The following is an 18911-nucleotide window of genomic DNA, read 5'->3' on the forward strand; positions in this document are numbered from 1 at the left end:
GCTGGAGATCATGTCCCTCAAACTCAAATTGAAGCCGGACGAAAAGCTGGTTATCGGTAGAGCTGTAATTAGAAATGGCAGTAAACCGGCTGAGCTTCTTATCGAGAACGATATCCCGATCCTTCGTGAGAAAGACATTCTCAGTGAAAAGGATGCGAACTCCCCTGCCCGAAGGGTATATTTCACCATTCAGTTGATGTATATTGATCCCGAGAATCTTGTTTCATATCATAACAGGTATTGGGAATTGGTGCGTGATATCATTTACGCTGCCCCAAGCACCAAAGAGCACCTCGAACAGATTAGCGAACAGATTCTCAATGCACATTATTATCAGGCCTTAAGATTGGCAAAGAAACTCATTGATTACGAAGAGGAGTTGCTTGCACATGTCACAAAATCCCTTTAATGCCTATAGCGAAATACAGAAATCCGGTATGTCAATGCGCGAATTGGAGGCATCTGTCCTTACCAAGGCTGGCATGATGCTGAAGTCTTGCGTAGACAGCTGGGATGCTCCAGACCGAGACAAGAGGCTGGATGAAGCTGTAAAGTATAATCAAAAAATCTGGAGTTTTTTCCAGAGTGAATTAACCATGCCCGACAACCCCTTACCCAAAAAAATCCGGGAAGATATCCTCAGTTTGAGCCTATTTATCGACAAGAGGCTGTTTGATGTTCTTGCATTCCCCGACCCTCAGAAACTCAAGATCATAATCGATATCAATTTCAACCTTGCCGCTGGTCTGCGCACAAAAGCCGAAGGACAAGAGAACATAGTGGAGGATGCCGCAATCTAGCGTTCCTGGCGTTCTGCTAATTCTTTCAAAAGCCCTTCTGTCTGTTCATTCACTGCATGCGTTTTTATTGCTGCTTCCAAGACCTTCAAAGCACATTCCTCTTGTTTGCCTTCCAACAGTTTAGTGACGGCATCATTGATAAAATCGCTGAAGACAACCCGTTTTTCCGTAAGGTCTTGATATATTTTCAGCCCTTCAACTGAATCTCCTGCGCAGAGCTTTGTCGTACCTAGCATCAGGAGTAGCGTAGGCGATTGGGCATGTGTGTGCAGCGATTTTTCCACAAGTTGCAGTGCCTTTTGGGTATTTCCCAAACATAAGAGGCACATGGCGAAGTTGGTGATAACTTCAGAATAATCCGGATCAAGATCCAGCGCTTTCTTACAAGCTTCAGCCGCTTCTGTAAATCTTCCCAACTGCAGCAATACATATCCCATGTTGAAAAAGGCAAGAGGATAATCTGGTGCTTTCTGCACAACAGTTTGCCAAAGTCTCAAGGCTTCATCATATCTACCGACACCTCCTGCCTGAACCGCCAATTCGCATAAGGCCTTGAAATCTTCCCCTCCGCTTTCTGCCAATTTACGCTTGCCCAACTCGTAATAATGTTCTCCCTTGGCTTTTTGCCGTGCTTCATCCAGGTAGCCATAGTGGTGAACCGGAATATCCGAAGGCTGGATGGAAATTCTCATCTGTACGACCGTTTCGTCAACGAGTTCATGGATCGGATTTTCGAAGCGGATCTTGGGATGGCGGGGGAAGAGCCGCACTTTTCCGCTTGGTGTCCAGCCTGCTCCTGCTTCTTCAAGGAGGTAAATGCCTTCGTTGGGGTGCCAGTTTTCGAGATTTACCTTCCCCATGTAATTTCTCGTTTCAATCTCGTAGGCAACAGTGTCATGGGGAGTGTTGGCAATCAGAGCCCTGAATCGGTCATAGTCTCGGGACGAGATAATTTCATCTGCATCCATGACAAGAATCCAGTCTCCATGAGCTGCATCAAGAGAGGCATTACGTGCGTCTGAAAAATTGCCATTCCACGGGAACGATATGACCTGTGCACCAAACATCTGAGCGATTTGTGCGGTTAGATCTGTCGAGCCCGTATCAACGATTACCATCTCATCAACGATTGGCTTGAGTGATTGCAGACAACGGGGCAGATTCGGTTCTTCATTTTTAACAATCATGCAGAGTGTGACGCTGCTGAGCACATCCTGAGAGATGGTGAGAGGGCCAATCGATTCCCGAAGTTGGAGCCCTGCGGAGAGCAAACCTTCCGTGGCCCCAAAAAGAACAATTACGTCTTCGATTTCCTGCAAAGCCTTTTCCTGTTCGTCATGGTGCATCAGAAGATCGATCAGCAGGAAACGAAGTCTCTTGTGGTTAGGGAAAAGGCGGCACGCCTCACGGAACAGGGGGATGGCTCGATCGTAACGAGCGCTTTCGGAGACGGCAGAATGATAGTTTGTCAGAGAAAACGTATCCGTTGGAGAAAGAACGAAAGCTTGCTCAAAAAGATCGAAATTCTTGTCAGGATTTTCGGGTGAAGGGAGAAGCGCAAGTTGGGTATATGCTGGACCGTACCCTGGATCTGCCGCAATGGCTTGACGGAAAAAATTCTCCGCGTCTTGAAACTCGGAGCGGGTCAGGCAGATTGCCCCCATGAGCGATAAAGACCGGGGGGAACCGGGAAAGCGAATCAGGAGATCTCGGACGATAGTTGATGCTTCATCAAGGCGTTCCAACCCAAGCAGTGCCGTTGCCCGCAGGGAGTAATACAGTTCCTCGCGTTGGTCATCCGGATGTTCGTCCAATGCCTGAAGAGCAGATGAATAGTCGCCCTCTTCGAGTAAATAATGGGCTAGTGCAGTATAGAAGCGGTGTTCTCCCGGGATGCACGCGATACCTTCCTTCAGGATCGTATCCACGCATGCGGAAAATTCGCCACGCTGGAAAAGGAGATCAACCTTCTCCAGGGTTTTGAGGGTGACGATCTGGCGGGACAAGTCAGGATCGGTCACCGGCTTGCTCCACTTTTCAGAGAAAAGAGCATGGTTTTTCGCCATGGCAGCGCTGATATCGATTTTGTTGCCAGTAAAGCTTGCACTGCCATGGTGATGGATAAAGACGTCGCCGGCGATCACATTCCGGAATCCGGCCAACGAGGCTCGGATGCAGTAGTCATCATCTTCAAAATTGCCTGAGCCGAATCGCTCGTCGAGGAGGCCAATGGTATCCATCAGTGTGCGGCGAAAGAGCATGCTGAACCCAACGATGCGTCTCGATGGAATACGGCGATGGTGATACCGTGAGTGGAACGCTTCAGCAAAAGAGTCGAGGGCATCGAGTGAGCTGTAGCCGATCTCCGGCAACCTCTGGATGCCACTGATATTATTGGTCATCGGACCGACGATCCCCCCCCGCTCGGTCAGCCGTAAACATTCCAGCATGCCTGACAGCCATTCTGGAGTAACGATCACATCATTGTTCAGAAGAAGGATGTAAGCCCCGCGAGCTGCCCGCATTCCCTGGTTGCACCCTGCGGCAAATCCCAGATTCTGGTCATTGAGGATCGTACGGATTGTGGGATCAGTCGACTGTTGCTGCAACCATTCGACGGTGCCGTCAGAGGAGGCATTATCAACGAAGATAATTTCATGCGGCAGCCGGGTATGCCGGCGGATGCTTTCCAGGCATTGTTTGGTGTAATCGAGTTGGTTGTAGGTCAGAATCACCATGGAAACAAGAGACGGGTCAGGTGCTGCAACGATTGATGGGACAGAGCATGGGGGGGGGATATACGGGCGAACGATGCCGGCGGATGTTTCAAGGCATCTGTTGTCACTCGTGACGATGAAATCGGGTGACACCTTACCTAGCCAGTTTGCATGGAGTTGTTCGATATTGTGCTGAACCTTTACAAAACGTTCGGGTCCGCTTTTGGATTCATGGTGAATGAGAACACTTGTCGGGACGTAGATAAGAAAATATCCTTGTTGCTGCAGTTTCAGGCAGAGATCAACATCCTCATAGCCGTTCCAGTACCGTTCGTCAAAGCCCCCGACTTCTTGAAATATGTTGTTCCTCACCATAAGGGCGGCAGCAGTAAGTGCCTGATAGTGCATCGCCCGGTTTGCGGCCGGAAAATCTGCCGGCTTGCCGTAGTACAGATGCTTTGCCACGAGAGGGTCGCCTCCCGGTGCCTGGTCATCTATCATGACAACTCCGGCATGCTGGATGGTGTTATCGGGGAAGAGGAGTTTGCATCCGGTTGCGGCGACCCTGGAGTCGTTGTCCATCAGGTCGATCAGCGGCTCGAGCCAGCCGGGGAACGGTTCAGTGTCGTTATTGAGAAAGAGAAGGTAGGGTGTGTCGGCTGCTGCAGCCCCCTGGTTACAGGCATGGGCAAAACCGAGGTTCTGTTCATTCCGGATAACTTTCACGCTTGCAGATTGTGCATCCAGGAGTGCCCCGGTCTCATCGTTTGAGCCGTTGTCCACCAGGATCAGCTCGAAGAGGTGCGCAGGGGTTGATGCTTTGAGCGTTTCCAGGCAGCGCCTGGTGTATTCTGCCTTGTTGAAAAGCGGGATGATGATTGATGCCTTCGCGGTTGACGAAACCGGCAGCGGCAGCCGGGGCTCAGCAACAGGTGAAGGAACGAGTCCGTCTGATTCATAATAGTGACAATCGTCGCGGACGATTCTATCGCCCCACTTGGAGAAAAAGCGGCTCCTGTTCTTGTTGAAGCGGCTGCGAACCTTTACCAGTTCCTCTTCCAGGGCTGCATAGACGGAAAGGGTCTGTTTTGCCTCTCTCCGTTGTTCCGCAGTAACTGAAGAATCGGCCAGCACTGCATTGAGCTGACCCAACGTTTTGCCATCGGGTAATCTCTTTTCGAGATCACGAATCTTCTCATTGAGCGTTCTGCTCTGGTGGTGGATTATTGTGCTCTCTGCGCAATAGAACACCCGTTTCCCAATGGACAGATAGGCGTAGCAGAGATCGTCGTCTTCCCAGCCGTTATCATATCCTTCGTCAAAACACCCGACCTGATAGAACTCTGCCCGCCGCAGCAGGATGCAGGCAGCGGTCACCATCTGGTAGTCGCGGCTTTTGTTTACAGCCGGGTGGTCCGCGGGTGCTTTGTAGTAGATATGTTGCGGTTGTGAACGGGGTGACTCGATCTCCTGCCATACCTTGCCGCAGTGCTGGATGGTATGGTCAGGGAAGATGAGTTTCGGGGCGACGATGCCGATGTCTGCATGTTCTTTCAAGACATTCAGAAGCGGGGCGAACCAGCCGTCGAGCACCTCAGTATCGTTGTTGAGGAACAGCAGGCAGGTGCCCTGTGCAACTTGCGCTCCCTTGTTGCATGACCGTGCAAAACCGAGATTTGTTTCATTGCGTATGATGGTTATGTTGTTTTGGGAGTTTAACTGCGTGAGATAGGCTGCAGTTTCATCATCGGACGCATCGTCGACAATGATGATTTCGTAGGGGGTGGCAGGTGGAAATGTGGCAAGTGCTGTGAGGCACTGGCGAGTGCATGAGACCTGGTTGAAAACAGGGATGATAATTGAAACCGTTTCAGTGATGGAAGTGGAATGAAAGGGTTTTACGGATGAAGTCTGCTCCGGTTCTAGGGGGAGTTTAAAAAAAAACTGTCACTTGCATCCAATTGAGCTAAAAGATTGCGGGCATCGCTGTTCCCCGGGTTCAGTTCGAGGATCTTTTTCAGGAAAACGGTTGCCTCTTCCGTGCGGTTGTTTGCTATGCAGATGACCGTAAGGGCACTCAGAACTTCAATGTCGTTTGGCCATTCCTTCAGAAGCTCGACATACATCTGGATTGCTTCATCCGTCCGGCGCAATTCCTGGTAGTAGAGATTGGCCAGATTTTTTCGGAAGGTGGGGTTGCTGGGGGTCAATGCTACAGCTGTTTCATGATGTTCCAGGGATTTACGCAGATTCCCCTGCTGATAGGAAAGCACTCCCAGGTCATTGTGGGCAAGGGCGTTGGTCGGTTCAACGGCCAAAAGGTCTTCCAACTGGCGAATCGCCGCATCGCGGTTTCCAGTCTCTGCCAGTTCCAGGGCCTTTCGATACATGTCACTGGCAGTGACCGCTTCCAGTGAGGTTATGGTTTCACGCAAATCCGAAAGAATTGCATCGATCTCTACCGGTGCACCTGCAACAGGCTGCCCAGCCGGAGCAATAAGCGGCTCGGGTTGGGCAGGAGAGTCCATTTCATCCAACGTCTTGCGTACGGTGGTGTTCCAGGGAGCAATCTCCAGGATCCGTTTGAAAAAAATCCGTGCTTCGTCGGGTCTTCCCACCGCGAGACTTATGACACCGAGCGTTTCCAGGGTTTCAGTATCGGCTGGTTGCTTCTTCAGGATATCGGTATAGATCAGAATGGCGTCATCGGTCCAACCCAGTTCGGTGAAATAAAAATCTGCCAGGTTGCGGCGGAATGTCAGATTGTCGGGTGCGAGACGCACAGCCTTTTCATGATGGGCAAGGGCGCGGAGTTTATCCTCTTTGCGATAAAAGAGGACTGCTATGTCATTGTGGGCAACGGCATAGTCGGGATAGCTGCTCAGAAATTCTAGGATTGCTTCGATCCCACTATCAAGGGAGCTCGCATTGAGAAGAGGTTGAATCTGCTCATATGCGTTCTGTGCGGAATAGCCTGTTGGATCGAATTGTGCCATGTGATCGCCCCGGAAATAGTATAGTTTGCGGCATCATACGAAATTTTTACCGACCAGGCAACTCTTTCCTGGGAGAATGTTCACAGCTTTTTCAGTCGCTCCGCTTCGCTGAGGCAGCCAAGGGATTCGAGGGTGCTGATGAGCTGGGCACGAAGGGCCTTATCTGCGGGATTGCAGGTGAATGCATGCTGGAGTTGTTTGAGTTTTACTATCACAGATTGTGTCTGGTCTCGCATTTCATGTGACTGGTGTGCATGCTTCACGGGTGAGACAGTGAAAGTCCTGTCTGCTCCGTGGACCTTACTGTAACCGCTGTTGCGGTAATATTCTTCATCGTCGAAACGAATCCGACCGTGCCATCGATGTGAAAAATGCTGAATATTTTTAGTGTCATGGTCTTTTCGGCCTTCGCTGGCCTCGGCAAAATGGACCAGTCTGCACGAGGGGGCATAGAGGACTTTTGCCCCTTGTTCGCCTGCCCGCAGACAGAGATCAATATCTTCGAATCCATTCACGAATCCTTCGTCAAATCCGGCCAGCTTCTCGAAAAGTTCTTTTTTGATGAGCATGCAGGCACCCGTGACTGCCTGCATGAAGCGCTGTGTAGTCACCGCCTGGCTGTCTGCGGCAAAGCCGCTGAAGATATGGTAGCCGCATCCCTGCTCGCTGAAGGCGATGCCGGCGTGCTGAACCGTTCCGTCAGGGAAGAGGAGAAGGCCACCGGCGATGTCGGCTCCCGCTGACTCCAGGCTTTTCACCAGGTGCACAAGCCATCCTTTTTCAGGGACCGTGTCGTTGTTGAGAAAGAGGAGATAGCGACCGTTGGCGAGTTTTGCCCCCTGGTTGCAGGCGCGGGCAAACCCGAGATTGGCGCGGTTCGATACGACCGTTACGTTACCCGTCAAGGATTTCAGAAGCTCGGGAGTCTCATCGGTGGAGCCGTTATCCACGATCACCAGTTCAAAAGGGATGGCATTCCCGGTGTTGCGGGCCAGGGCTTCCAGGCACTGACGGGTGTATGTGGCCTGGTTGTAAAGCGGTATGACGATCGAGACGGCAATGGCCGGGTTTTCCGGGAGATAGACCGGATCGGTCTCCTGTTCGGCATAGCGTTCAACAAAATCGTGGAGTCCTGATATCCGGTATTTTTCCTGATCACGCTGCAGATAGCCGTATGCCTTGGAGTAATGGGTGCCCGAGGCGTGAAAACAGCGGATTCCCGACAGGATGCCCGCCCGGAGCCCTGCCTGCCGGACGCGATTGTAGAGAATGTCATCCTCACTTTTTGCCATGCTCAATGAGACATTCTCAAAACCCCCTATTTGGGAAAATATCTTGCGGGATATGCAGAGGCAGCAGCCGATAACCGGTCCCTCTTCCACAGTGAGGCCTGTGCGCACATCGAGCCGATAATACGTTGATTCCGGCTTGGCGCCGTTGGTGAACTGGTTCTGGATAACATCGAGTCCGAGGAGTCCGTAGTCGGGGAATGCCTGGAAATACCGCTCGAACTCGCGTTCGAAATGGCGGGGCAGTTCAAGGACATCGTCGTCGAGTTCGATGACGTAATCACCCTCGGCCTGGGCAAAGAGCTCGCGGTAGAGTTCCAGGCCGGTATTGGACTCCTTCCTGATGTACTTGTCGACGCGATAGCGCTTGAGAACCGCCTCTGTCTCATCTGTTGAGCCATTGTTCCCAACGATGATCTCACAGTCGAGTGGTGACGCCAGGCTGGCAAACAGGGCCTTCAGGCACTGGTCGAGCATGGCTGCCCGGTTCCAGGTCAGGATGATGATGGAGAATTTTTTGCCGGAGATAGTGTGCGTTCCTTTGTTGGCGGCATTACGGCTGCGAGAGGCAGACAGGAGTCGTTCATACAGGTCCAGAGCGGGATGTGCACCTTCGGTCAGGCAGAAGCGTTTCAAAACCTCGGCCTTTGCTGCGTGCGCAATCCGGGTCCGGATATCGGGGTGGTCGATGAGGAATTCCAATGCCCGAAACCACTTTTCTGGGTCCTGGCCAACAAGCAGGCCGGTCTTTCCGTGTTCCACGGTTTCATTATACGGGGGCAGATCGGCAAAGACCCCGGCAATGCTGCAGGCGGAATATTCCAGCCACTTGATGTTGCTTTTGCAGCGGTTGAACGGAGTGTCCTGAAGCGGGACTATGGCGATGTCAAAACCGCTTTTTGCAAGCGCCCTGGCATAGTCGAGGTAGTCATACTGGAAAGGCTGGAATGAAAAGCCCGGAAGTGTTGCGGCGCTGGCCGGGGCATATCCCATGAAGCGAAAATGGACCTTTTCCCCATACTTGTCGGCAATTCGCCGCAGGGCTGGCTCGATACGGGAAAGATCGCTGCCATGGGTGTCGGTGCCGCAGAATCCTATAACGACTCTGCCTGCAGTCGGAGCAGGTGATGGAATATCCCACTTTGCCCGGTCGAGCAGGTTCGGCACAAGATATGTTTCCGGATTGAACTGCTGATAGCGCTCTCTGAGAAGCTCGGATGAAACCGTTATGGCCGACATCTTCGGAAGCAGCTGGCGGAGGAGCACGGAGGTTTCATCGGCCCGTGCCTTCAGGGGATGCCCCATGGGGACGTCGAGCAGATAGTCGTCGGCTTCGTAGATGACCGGTTTGCCGCTGGCTAGCATCTGTTCGATGAACGGCATGGTGCCGTTTCTCGGGAAAAATCGTTGCAGCACGATAATGTCTGCCCTCTCCAACAGGCTGAGATCTGCCGTACAGGTCACTCCGTCATTGTGTGCCCCCCAGAACAACTCGACCTTTGCACCCCCCACGGCAAGAGGCTGTTTCAAGCGCAACTGTGCACATGCCGATCCGGGATCGTCCAGGGAATAGACCGCGACCCTCAATTGAGGGGATGCTTGCAGAAATGGTTCGTCACTGGACTGAGGAGTGGGAGGCGTCTTCATGCCGCAATGTGCCTTAAGATCGGTCAACGTTTGTGTAAAGCCTGTCTCAAGAGGATTCAGCTCGGAAAGCACGGAGAGTTCCGCAATGGCATCGGCGAACATCCCCTGTTCAATATACCTCGCGACGATGTCGGTTCGAGCGGGATGGTTCTGGCTGTCTTCAGACAGTGCCGTTTTCAGGAGCCGTATGGCGTCGTTTCTGTCAGCGGCCTGAAGCGCTTTTTGCCAGTAATGGGTCGATCTGATCTGCACGGGGGTGGCACCCGTAGCCTTCAACTCGGCATAGGGGAGCGACTCGATAGAACTCTGAGATGTGAGGTGGTCGGCAATGAAATGAAACGTTCTGAAATATGCTTCGAAAAGGGCTTTTTTTCTTTTGCGCGCAATATCGCTGTCTCGTTGAATCAGAGATTCATATTTCTCGTAGACTCTCTTGATTGTTGAGAGAAAGAGCGGCATCGAGCCACTGGTCATAGCGCTGCCATCGCAGCGATAGGTGAACTCGCAGGTCAGCTTCGGGATATGGGTGAATGTGAAGTGCCGCGACATCCTGATCCAGAGGTCCCAGTCCTCGTGCCGCAACAGGGTTTCATCGAACAGACCGGATTTTTCCAGGCATGTACGTCGGTGCATGATGCAGAGCACGGGAATGAAATTTTGTATCAGGACCTTGTCGTAGTCGAACTCCTGGGAGTAGGGGGTCTCCTTGCGGACCGTCACATAGCGGTCACCTTGCTTCTGTTGCACGTCCTTGTAGGCATCGGTGTAGGCGACATCCAGGTGCTCTCCTTCCAGAGCCGTCACCAATGTTTCCAGATGATTGGGGAAAAATACGTCGTCATCGTCGAGGTAGGCGATGTACTTCCCCCGCGCCGCACGGATGCCGGTATTGCGCGATGCAGCCAGCCCTTTGTTTGCTTCGTGGCACAGGTAGCGGATCTTTGGCGATGCAAAGCCATCCACAACGGCGCGAACATCCTCGCCGGCATCATTGACAACGATGATCTCGAAGTCCCGGAGCGTCTGGGCGAGAATGCTTTTCAGCGCGATTGCCAGCATGTCGGGGCGGTTGAAGGTCGGGACTATCACCGAAACGAGAGGGGCCGGACTCTCCTCGAATCCCTGCCACTGCATGAGGTGCGAGCGGATGTCGGTATGCATCATGATGTTGGCGCATTCGCCGCATTCGGGGATCGGGCCTGCCCCGCAGCGCCTGGATGAGACCCGTAGCGCACGGTAGGTCTCGTTGTTCCAGAACTCCTCGATCTGTTGGGTCAGGGCATTACCGAAATCGTATGTGCCCGATGCGACCTTCTCCTTGAAGTGGAGTTCGCCGCCGCCGCACGGGTAGATCTCGCCATCGAAACCGATCATGATCTCGTCTTCGGTCCAGAGGCAGGGCCGGGGGGCTCCGGGTTGCGAGAAGAGCGGTTCGTGCACGATAAAGACTCCCAGCTGCTCGCCAAGCGCCTTGGCCTCCAGCATCTTTTCATCTGAGAGTTGCTGGTGGAAGAAGAGGGAGGCCGAGTCCTCCAGCCGATAGGGAGCGGATTCGATGTTGAGCATCCTGATGCGTTCGGGGTAGAAGCGGCAGTAGAAGACATTGATCAATGGCACTTTCAGGGAATGAGCAAGCCGGACCAAGGCCGGCAATTCATTGATATTGTGGGTCGACAGGGCGATGGAAAACTGGATATGGATCGGGCTCTGGTACAGGTCTTTCAGGGCAGAACATGCCTTGACATTCTCGACCACCCGGTCGAAAGCGTCGACCTGCATCAGTCGTTCATAGGTGGCACGGGTGGCGGCATTGATGGAGACATTCACCGACTGGACGGTGCACTGCCCGATCATAGTCTCTGACAGCTGCCGAGACAGGGCGATACCGTTTGTTGTGATCGTGATGGCGCATTGAGGGTATACCTCGTTGATGTAGCGCATGATCGAGACACAATCCCGGTTGAGAAGCGGGTCGCCGGCCCCTGCGAGACAGACCGAACGGAAGCGTTCCAGGTGAATGTTGCGCGCCATGACCTTGAATTGTTCCAGGGTGATCGCCTTGCCGCTTCTGCTTCGGAAGTAGTCGCCGCCGCAGAAGACACACTTGGCATTGCAGGTGTCGTTGAGCAGGAAATGCGCGGAGTAAGGGAATTTGTCCGAATACCCGTCCGCCCGTTCGCTAATGGAGGTCGTTGTCATGGTTATTGGTTCCCGGCAAACTGTTTTGCGGCTAGAATCCGTCCATATCGTGCCTTCGGATTTTGCGGGTCCAACTGCAGCGCCTGCAGGAATGATTCTTCCGCATGCTTGAACTCTCCTTTTTCGAGCAGCGACATACCGAGGGAGATGGCGCTGTTCAGTCCGACGTATCTTGACCGCTCCTTGGCGAGGGTAGAGAACATCGCTGCATATTTGGCAACCTGCTGCTGCCAGGTCCAGCCATCAAGGATAGACTGCCGTGCATTGCGGCCCATGGCGTGCATATCTCCGGCCTTCAGGCGTTCGATTGCCGCTGTCAGCGCTTCTACTGAGCGATCGACGAGAAAGCCGTTGTAACCGTCACGGATGATCTCGGGCATGTTGCCGACCCTGGTGGAAATGACGGGCAGTCCACAGGCAAGTGCTTCCAGCGCAGGGTTCGGCGTCCCTTCCACGACCGAGGCACAGATATAGAAGGTTGCCTGGTGGTAGACCGTATCGCGTACCTGTTCCTGGGTAAGGAGTGATTCCATGTCCCTGCGCGCCTCGCGGTCGAGAAAGACCAGGCGTACCCCGCTTTGCCGGCAGGCTTCCCTGATGAGATCGAGGCCTTTTTCTCCCACCGAATCCGAATTGCCGACCCAACAGGCGATTGGTTCTTCGGGAGGTTCGGTTGCCGGGTGGAACAGTTCCTCATCGACGCCGTTCTGGCAGCAGAAGATGTTGGGGGCTTCCAGGGACCCCTGACGGAACATTTCCTGATTGTTCAGGAAGCCTCCGGCACAACGTGCCGAGGTGACGAGGCTGATGGTCTGCTCCAGATATTTCGGGCAACTGCAGCCGACTATGATTTTTTCCGGCGGGACGTTTTGGACCAGGGAAATCAGGTACGGATCGAAGATCATGATGAAATCGTACTTCCGATGGTCGAACAGTTGATCCATCCGCCGCATTTCCAGGGTCACTTCTGTGGGAAGGTGCCTGCGGATGTTCTGCGAACGATTCCACCATGCCCATCCTTCGATGTCATAGACGGCCAGCACGCGAATCCCCTGGTCCGGTTCTCGTTCCGGTGCGGGTTCCGGTTCCCTCCCAAGGATGATGCATTCAAAAGTACTGGTCAGGATGTCGGTTATTTTCTGTAGTGAGTGGGCAGAACTGATCTGGCTGCGGGCAGTAGCTCCGATCGTGCGACGCAATTGCGGAGAAGTGATCAACAGTTCGAGCTTTTCCTCCCATTCCTTTTCTGTCGATGCCAGCATCCCGGTTATGCCGTCACTAATGGCATCCATACATTCGCCGGCATTGAAGCAGACGGGAGGTACACCGGCGCTCATGTAGATCAGGGCCTTGAGCGCTCCGCGTACCACATAGTCCTCCAGGTCGAGAGGGGGAGGGAATATGCCGATATCAAAGGCTGCCACCTCTTCGATCATTCTCTGTTCATCGTACTCGGGAACTACGGTGACACGAGGGGAGGAAAAGTCGGGCACTACTGAACGGTCTGCTCCGACGATCCGGATCTCCAGGTTTTCGTGCCGTGCGGCAAGTCGGTCGAGTACCCCTTTGAGGCGGTTCAATCCAACGGCGGTCCCCTGGCTGCCGATCCAGCCGACGACTACGGAATCTTCCTGTTTTTCAGGTCTGGCAGCGAGATATTCTGCAAACTTCTCCACATGGGTCGCCGTGGGGACGATCAGCACCACTTTGCAGAACTTTTCGCCATAACGGGCGACATAGGGATTGTCGCTTATCACGGCATCGACCGTAGAGAGGATCTCGTCGAGATCATGCCAGCCATGCTGGCGGTGGTAGTCGGTCCAGAGTGCATCTGAGAGATCGAAGACCACCTTGGCCGTTGTCGACTTGAGGGCCTTGACGATTTCAAGGAAGGAGACCTTCAGCAGATAGGCGATGTCAGCAGACCTGGCCTGGTCGATAATGGCTTGCAGCGGCGTAGATCGGATATCGACGACCGCCACGTTCCACCCGCTGCGGGTCAGCGACTCTGTCAGCGCCAGCCCGCGCACCTGTGCCGTGGCATGCCCCAGGGCAGTATCGAGAACAAAGAGAACTGTCCGCTTCCTCTCGTGCTGTACGCCCCCTTTCTTTGCCTCGATCCGCATGTCGCGCCAGGGAGCATGGGTCTGGGGGGGAAGCACGCTGATTTCTCCAAAACCGGCTCGCCGTAACTCCTGCTCAAGATGCCATGACGACCAGCTGCAGGCATAGGGAGTGATGGCATCGTGTCGTTCAACCTGCCCCATGTCGAAGGCATGGAGAGCCCGTACCCCTTCGAGATACTCACCAAGGTTCCTTCCCTGTTCGATGGAAATCTTGCTGGCTGCCTTGAGGAGGTCCGGGGTTTCTATGATCAGGGTGCCGTCGTCGGTGAGGAGCAGTGCTGCCTTGTCGAGAAATTCACGGGCCTGCCACAGGTTCAGATAATTGAAGGAGTGAATCATCAGGATTTCAGTGAGGCTCTTCGGAGGGAAGACGCGATCGATATCCATGGCATCGAGATAGAGGTCGGCCCTGACGCTCTTGTCGGTGTCGATATTGATATGGCTTGGCAGATAGTTCTGTCCGCAGCCGATATGGAGTTTATCGCCACTGGTCGGCCCTGTCGGCTGAAGATTAGCTGCCGGTGCGACCTTGCGGGTGATGACCCAGCCGCACAGTTCGTTCCGGGCATTACGCTGGATGCTGTTGACATGGAACGGGAAACGACACAGGGACAACACCTCCGTGCAAGCCCTTCTCACCGACTCGTAGATCATGAAATCGTGGAGCCAGATGTAGCCTCCTTCGTTGACGATATCGAGGCATTTGAGGAAATCGTGCCGCACATCTTCATATTCATGGCTGCCATCGATCAGGATGAAGTCGAAGGTCGTGCTCAGTTTGGGCAGCGCCTTGTCAGCGGTAGAAATGATGAGGTGAATCCCTTCGTGCTGTCCGCTCGTTGTGACGTGCCGGTACCATTCGGAGAAGGTTTCGAGGCCATCGTTGTCGCCGGTGGGGAGGAAGGGGTCGATGCAGACGATGTCCACCGGCATGCCGTTGTCGCGCATGGCAAAGGCCATGGCCACTGCCGATGCCCCGATCTGACTGCCGATTTCGAGGATATTGCGTGGCTTCAGGTGTCGTATCAGCCGATAGAGCGTGTACTGGGGGGAGGATGACAACGGCAGCTCCGACATGGTCGGTGGCAGCGTAACCGGCTGCGGCTGGTTGGCATCATTGAGAAGCGCTTCGGGCAGATCCAGGCCTCCCACCCGTTTCGGCGTGGAGAATGCCGTTTCGCCGGATGCGGGTAGCGGTTGTACCGGTGCCGATGAGCGGATCTCCAACGGCAGCTCAACTGTTCGGTTGAAGAGCCGTGGCGCAAAGAATCGATAGAACTCCTGGGCGCGGGCGTGGCAGGAATGGCGCTGCATAGCCAGGCGGTAGCCTGCCTCGGCGATCTCCTCGCAGCGACCCGGTTGGGCGAGGTAGGAGCGGATGGTATTGACGGCCGTGTCTGAAGTGATTTTGACATAGTTGACGCCATCAACGAGACCCAGTAGCTCCGCCCCGTCCGGTTCCTCCGCAAAAAGGGCGGCTCGCGAGGCAAGGATTTCGAAATATTTCGGGTTGGGGTGCCGCAGCCTGCCGGCAGTGGTGATGAAGATGCGGCAGGCATTGATCGCCTTTGAGAATTCCTTTCCCACCAGCGGATGTGGCTGGGAGCGATACTCCCAGCCGGGATGGGGTGCCGAGAAATAAGAGAACTCCTTTTGCGCCGTCAGGGCCTGGTGTATGGCGAAACGTTCAGGATAAAACGGGCTCGGTTCGGTGGTGCCGGCGGCGAGGAAGCCGACGTCGTACCTCTTTTCCGACTGCCAGTCGTTGAACAGTTGCGGATCAAAGGTCGGCAGGATGTTGACGAAGCGCTGGCCGTACAGCGAGTCGGCAAAAAGCCTGAGCGGTTCGGGAAAGTAGGAAATCACGTGGGCAATGCGGTTGTCGTCGAGAAAGCGGAAAAAGGCGTCGGAATTGCCTTCGGTGACGTTCCAGTAGTCTCCCAGGACAATGGCGCTCGAGACCCCTGCCTGGTCCAGCCCAGCAAAGGGGAGACCAAAGGCGGGCGGGGTCAGGTCGAAGGCGGTGATGAGCAAGTCGGGCCGGACATCGGGGAAGGTGTGACGGATGATTTCGCCATAGCTTTTCAGAGAAGGGTCATACCCTTCGTATCCCTTCCCGAACATCCTGGTATCGAAGCTGCAGCGAAGACCAGTACGCAGTGCTTCGTGGCACTTGGCCAGATAATCGGCCTCGCAATCGCCTATGAACAGTATCCTCATCTGTCGGTCACCTTTTCGGTAAGGAATTCATCTGCCTGAGCAGATGGCATGTAGCTCTTACTCCCTGTTCCAAAGATCCGTTGAAGGTGAATCCCTTCGATTCCAACTTTGCCCGGCTCACATGGTAGGAGAGTTGATTCATGATTTCTGTGTCGACGAAAGTTACCTGCAATGAAGGGAACTCTTTCTTGATCTCTTCCACGATCTGGTTCACCGTGGCGTTGAGGGTGAGCACGTTGAATATCTCAGTATTGAAGAGATCCTGTTTGATCACGAAGGCAAGAGCAGTAACGGCGTCGGAGAGATCGAGATAGGGCCTGTGCTGGTGCAGGGCTGTACGCCAGACCGTGATCGGCTCACCCAGGTTGGCCTGCCAGACGAACTTGTTGATGGCGGTATGGAACCGCATGCCCGGAGAGATACCGAAGATAGTGCCGAAACGGAGAATCACGAACCGCAATCCCATTGCGGCTCCTTCCTGTTGCAGCATCTGCTCGGCTTTCAGTTTCGATTCTGCATAGGGGCTTTGCGGAATCAGCTCGGTGATGGGGCATGCCTCATCAACCACGTCACTCTGGCTTCCATAGACGCTGGTGGTGGAAATGAAGATCAAGCGACAGCCGTTTCGGGCGCATCCTTCGGCCAGACGGGCGGTTGCGGCATAGTTGATCTCCTCGACCGCATCGCGGTGGGCAAAGCTTGTGGTGGCATCGGTAATGGCGGCAAGATGGATCACCACGTCGATGCCGTCAAGGAGCTGATTGAGATCGCAGGTGGCAATGTCGGTACAGCTGAAGGAGTAGTTTCCCTGCGGAGGGAGGTTGAACAATGAGCAGTAACGTTGCGTCAGCATGTTATCAATCATGATGATCTGAGCGGCAGGGAAGATGTCCGGAAGTATCCTGATCAGTTGCGATCCGATGTGTCCCAGAGCTCCGGTGACGAGGATTTTCATCTTACTTTCCCCTTCCTTTTGCTTCCAGTGTCTTCCGTGTGGCCCGCAGGCCTTCTTCCAGGGAAAAGCGCGGATGCCATCCGGTCATTTCCTGGAGCCGTTGCGAGGAAAAGCGCACATTCTCGATCTCGATCCTCTTACGTTCGTCCGGCCAGGGGATATGGGTAAGCTGCCCCCTGCCCAGTTCGGCAACTATGGTCGAGGCGATCTCGCTGACGGTGCGGTGTTCGTTCCCGGTGGCGAAATACGTCTCGCCGTAGAGTTCTGAACGTTGGGCCGCTTGCCAGAGGATCTCGGTGGCGTCGTCAACGAACATGACATTTCTCGACTGGTCGCCGCTGCCGAAGATCTTGATCTCTTCATTGCTCCAGGCGAGATGGATGAAGTAGTTGATAAAGCCGAATTCCTGGAAACCCTTGCCGTAAGGCCCGAACAGGTTGGCAAAGCGCAGAACGACGGTCTTGAGATCGTGGATGGTATGGTAGATGCGGTAGTATTTCTCGGCAACCCCTTTATTGGCCGAGTAGATCTCCAGCGGACGCTCCCAGTGGTCTTCGTCGACGACCGAACTCAGCGCCTTGCCGACCACAGTGCTGCTGGAGGTATACACGACAATGGCCTGTGGGTTCAGCAGCCGGATCGATTCCAAAAGCTTCAGGTTGCCCAGGCAGTTTATCTCGGCATCCAGCAAAGGATACTGGATGGAGAGCGGATGGGAGGTCTGGGCAGCGCAGTTGAAGATGATGTCCTGCCCCTGCACCACCTCGGAAATGAGGTGTTCGTCGCGGATATCTCCGCGAACGAAGTGTATCTGTTCCCAGACGTCGCGGATGTTGTCCGTGGTGGAACGGAGGTGCGGTTCCAGCGCGTCGAGCACTGTAACGGTGACGTCTTTCTCGCGCAGGCACCTCCTGACCAGATTTGCGCCGAGAAAGCCGGCACCGCCAATGATGAGTATGTTCATGCGATATCCTCCAGCATGGATTCGATCCCTTGCGCAAGGTCGAAGGTGTGTTGCCAGCCGGTTGCCCGGATGAAACGGCTGCAGTCGGCCGTGTAGCAGCGGCTTTCGATGGGCGACTGGGGATGCTGCGGCGTGACCATTTCCACGCTCACAGTGGTTCCGCTCTTTTTCCCGACTACTTCTGCCACGAGACTGGCCGCCTCAATGAGCGTGTGCCCTGTGCCGGTGCCGATGAGGTAGTGCTGTCCGTTGGTGGCATCCGCATTGGCAGCGGCATGTAAGAATGCCATGGCAACATCGTCGATATGGACGTAGTCGCGGACAAAGGTCCCTGGTTTGTACACCGTCAGGGTGTTGCCCTGCTGCGCCCTGCGTACCATCTGGTTGAGGACGCCGCGGTCTTCCTTGCCCGACTTGGGACCGGGACCATAGACGTTTGCGAGCCGCATGCAGGTTCCCCTGGCGATGGAACGGGCGATGTAGCTGCGCAGGTACTGTTCCGCGAACAGCTTGTGCAGGTCGTAGACGGTGACCGGCGCATCGGGCACTGACTCGTCGATGAGTTGAGCTTGTGCGAGCCCAGCGATGGTAATCGTACTGGCAAGAACAATGAACGGTGAGAACTTCTTCTGGTGGCAGAGTTCAAGGAGGTGGACGATGGGGACCACGTTCAAACGCAGGTCCTCGACGGGAGCGCTGTCTGCCGCATAGGCGCTGGTCTGTGCAGCACAATGGAAGACCACGTCAACTGGGTGTTTCAGCGCACTTTCCCATGATGCGCGTTCCGAGAGATCACCCCGGATCCACGTCTCTCCGCCGGCATGGGTTGCAGGCGGAGCTGTCCTGGAGATGCAGATCAGCCGGGCGTCCAGGGTCCGGAGCAGCGACCGCAGCCTGGTTCCGATAAAACCTGCCGCACCGGTAATAAGGACTGTTTTCCCGCGGTATGCGGGGAGCAGGTCGGTAAACTGACTGTCGATGGTCCGAAACATGAAGAA

The 18911-nt window shown here is 54.5% G+C and carries 9 protein-coding genes; 2 read left to right on the forward strand and 7 right to left on the reverse strand.

Annotated features, from left to right (window positions below; all coding sequences use genetic code 11):
* Window positions 1-10 precede the first annotated feature (10 nt).
* Together GJT30_11810 and flaF are read left to right on the forward strand one after the other, a co-directional pair.
* Window positions 11-409, forward strand: a complete 399-nt coding sequence (locus GJT30_11810) for a flagellar protein FlbT (GenBank protein ID MSM40294.1) — start codon at window positions 11-13, stop codon at window positions 407-409.
* A complete protein-coding gene (gene flaF, locus GJT30_11815; protein ID MSM40295.1) occupies window positions 390-800 on the forward strand; it encodes a flagellar biosynthesis regulator FlaF in 411 nt (136 codons plus the stop codon). Before GJT30_11810 ends, flaF begins: the two co-directional genes overlap by 20 nt.
* Here the strand turns inward: flaF and GJT30_11820 are convergent.
* The 7 genes from GJT30_11820 to GJT30_11850 form a co-directional block, all read right to left on the reverse strand.
* Window positions 797-5110, reverse strand: a complete 4314-nt coding sequence (locus GJT30_11820; protein ID MSM40296.1) for a glycosyltransferase — start codon at window positions 5108-5110, stop codon at window positions 797-799. The two genes, flaF and GJT30_11820, sit on opposite strands and share 4 nt — an antisense overlap.
* A gap of 329 nt (window positions 5111-5439) precedes the next feature.
* A complete protein-coding gene (locus GJT30_11825; GenBank protein MSM40297.1) occupies window positions 5440-6513 on the reverse strand; it encodes a tetratricopeptide repeat protein in 1074 nt (357 codons plus the stop codon).
* 80 nt (window positions 6514-6593) lie between these two features.
* Window positions 6594-11648 carry a glycosyltransferase gene (locus GJT30_11830; GenBank protein MSM40298.1) on the reverse strand — a complete coding sequence of 1685 codons (5055 nt, stop codon included), beginning with the start codon at window positions 11646-11648 and terminating at the stop codon, window positions 6594-6596.
* Between the two features lie 2 nt (window positions 11649-11650).
* Complete coding sequence (locus GJT30_11835; GenBank protein ID MSM40299.1) at window positions 11651-15994, reverse strand: glycosyltransferase; 4344 nt, start codon at window positions 15992-15994, stop codon at window positions 11651-11653.
* Between the two features lie 7 nt (window positions 15995-16001).
* Window positions 16002-16949, reverse strand: a complete 948-nt coding sequence (locus GJT30_11840) for an NAD-dependent epimerase/dehydratase family protein (protein MSM40300.1) — start codon at window positions 16947-16949, stop codon at window positions 16002-16004.
* A gap of 1 nt (window position 16950) precedes the next feature.
* On the reverse strand, window positions 16951-17913 hold the full coding sequence (locus GJT30_11845) for an NAD-dependent epimerase/dehydratase family protein (GenBank protein MSM40301.1): 963 nt from the start codon (window positions 17911-17913) through the stop codon (window positions 16951-16953).
* Entirely contained in the window at window positions 17910-18905 is a 996-nt protein-coding gene (locus GJT30_11850) for an NAD-dependent epimerase/dehydratase family protein (protein MSM40302.1), read from the reverse strand. Before GJT30_11850 ends, GJT30_11845 begins: the two co-directional genes overlap by 4 nt.
* Between the last annotated feature and the right edge of the window lie 6 nt (window positions 18906-18911).

Origin of the sequence: Geobacter sp. (assembly GCA_009684525.1) — a bacterium.
Taxonomy (GTDB): domain Bacteria; phylum Desulfobacterota; class Desulfuromonadia; order Geobacterales; family DSM-12255; genus Geoanaerobacter.

Bases quoted from the DNA above. Each gene is read 5' to 3' on its own strand.
- GJT30_11810 (MSM40294.1), top strand. From the start codon at position 11: ATGTCCCTCAAACTCAAATTGAAGCCGGACGAAAAGCTGGTTATCGGT.
- flaF (MSM40295.1), top strand. From the start codon at position 390: ATGTCACAAAATCCCTTTAATGCCTATAGCGAAATACAGAAATCCGGT.
- GJT30_11825 (MSM40297.1), bottom strand. From the start codon at position 6,513: ATGGCACAATTCGATCCAACAGGCTATTCCGCACAGAACGCATATGAG.
- GJT30_11830 (MSM40298.1), bottom strand. From the start codon at position 11,648: ATGACAACGACCTCCATTAGCGAACGGGCGGACGGGTATTCGGACAAA.
- GJT30_11835 (MSM40299.1), bottom strand. From the start codon at position 15,994: ATGAGGATACTGTTCATAGGCGATTGCGAGGCCGATTATCTGGCCAAG.
- GJT30_11840 (MSM40300.1), bottom strand. From the start codon at position 16,949: ATGAAAATCCTCGTCACCGGAGCTCTGGGACACATCGGATCGCAACTG.
- GJT30_11845 (MSM40301.1), bottom strand. From the start codon at position 17,913: ATGAACATACTCATCATTGGCGGTGCCGGCTTTCTCGGCGCAAATCTG.
- GJT30_11850 (MSM40302.1), bottom strand. From the start codon at position 18,905: ATGTTTCGGACCATCGACAGTCAGTTTACCGACCTGCTCCCCGCATAC.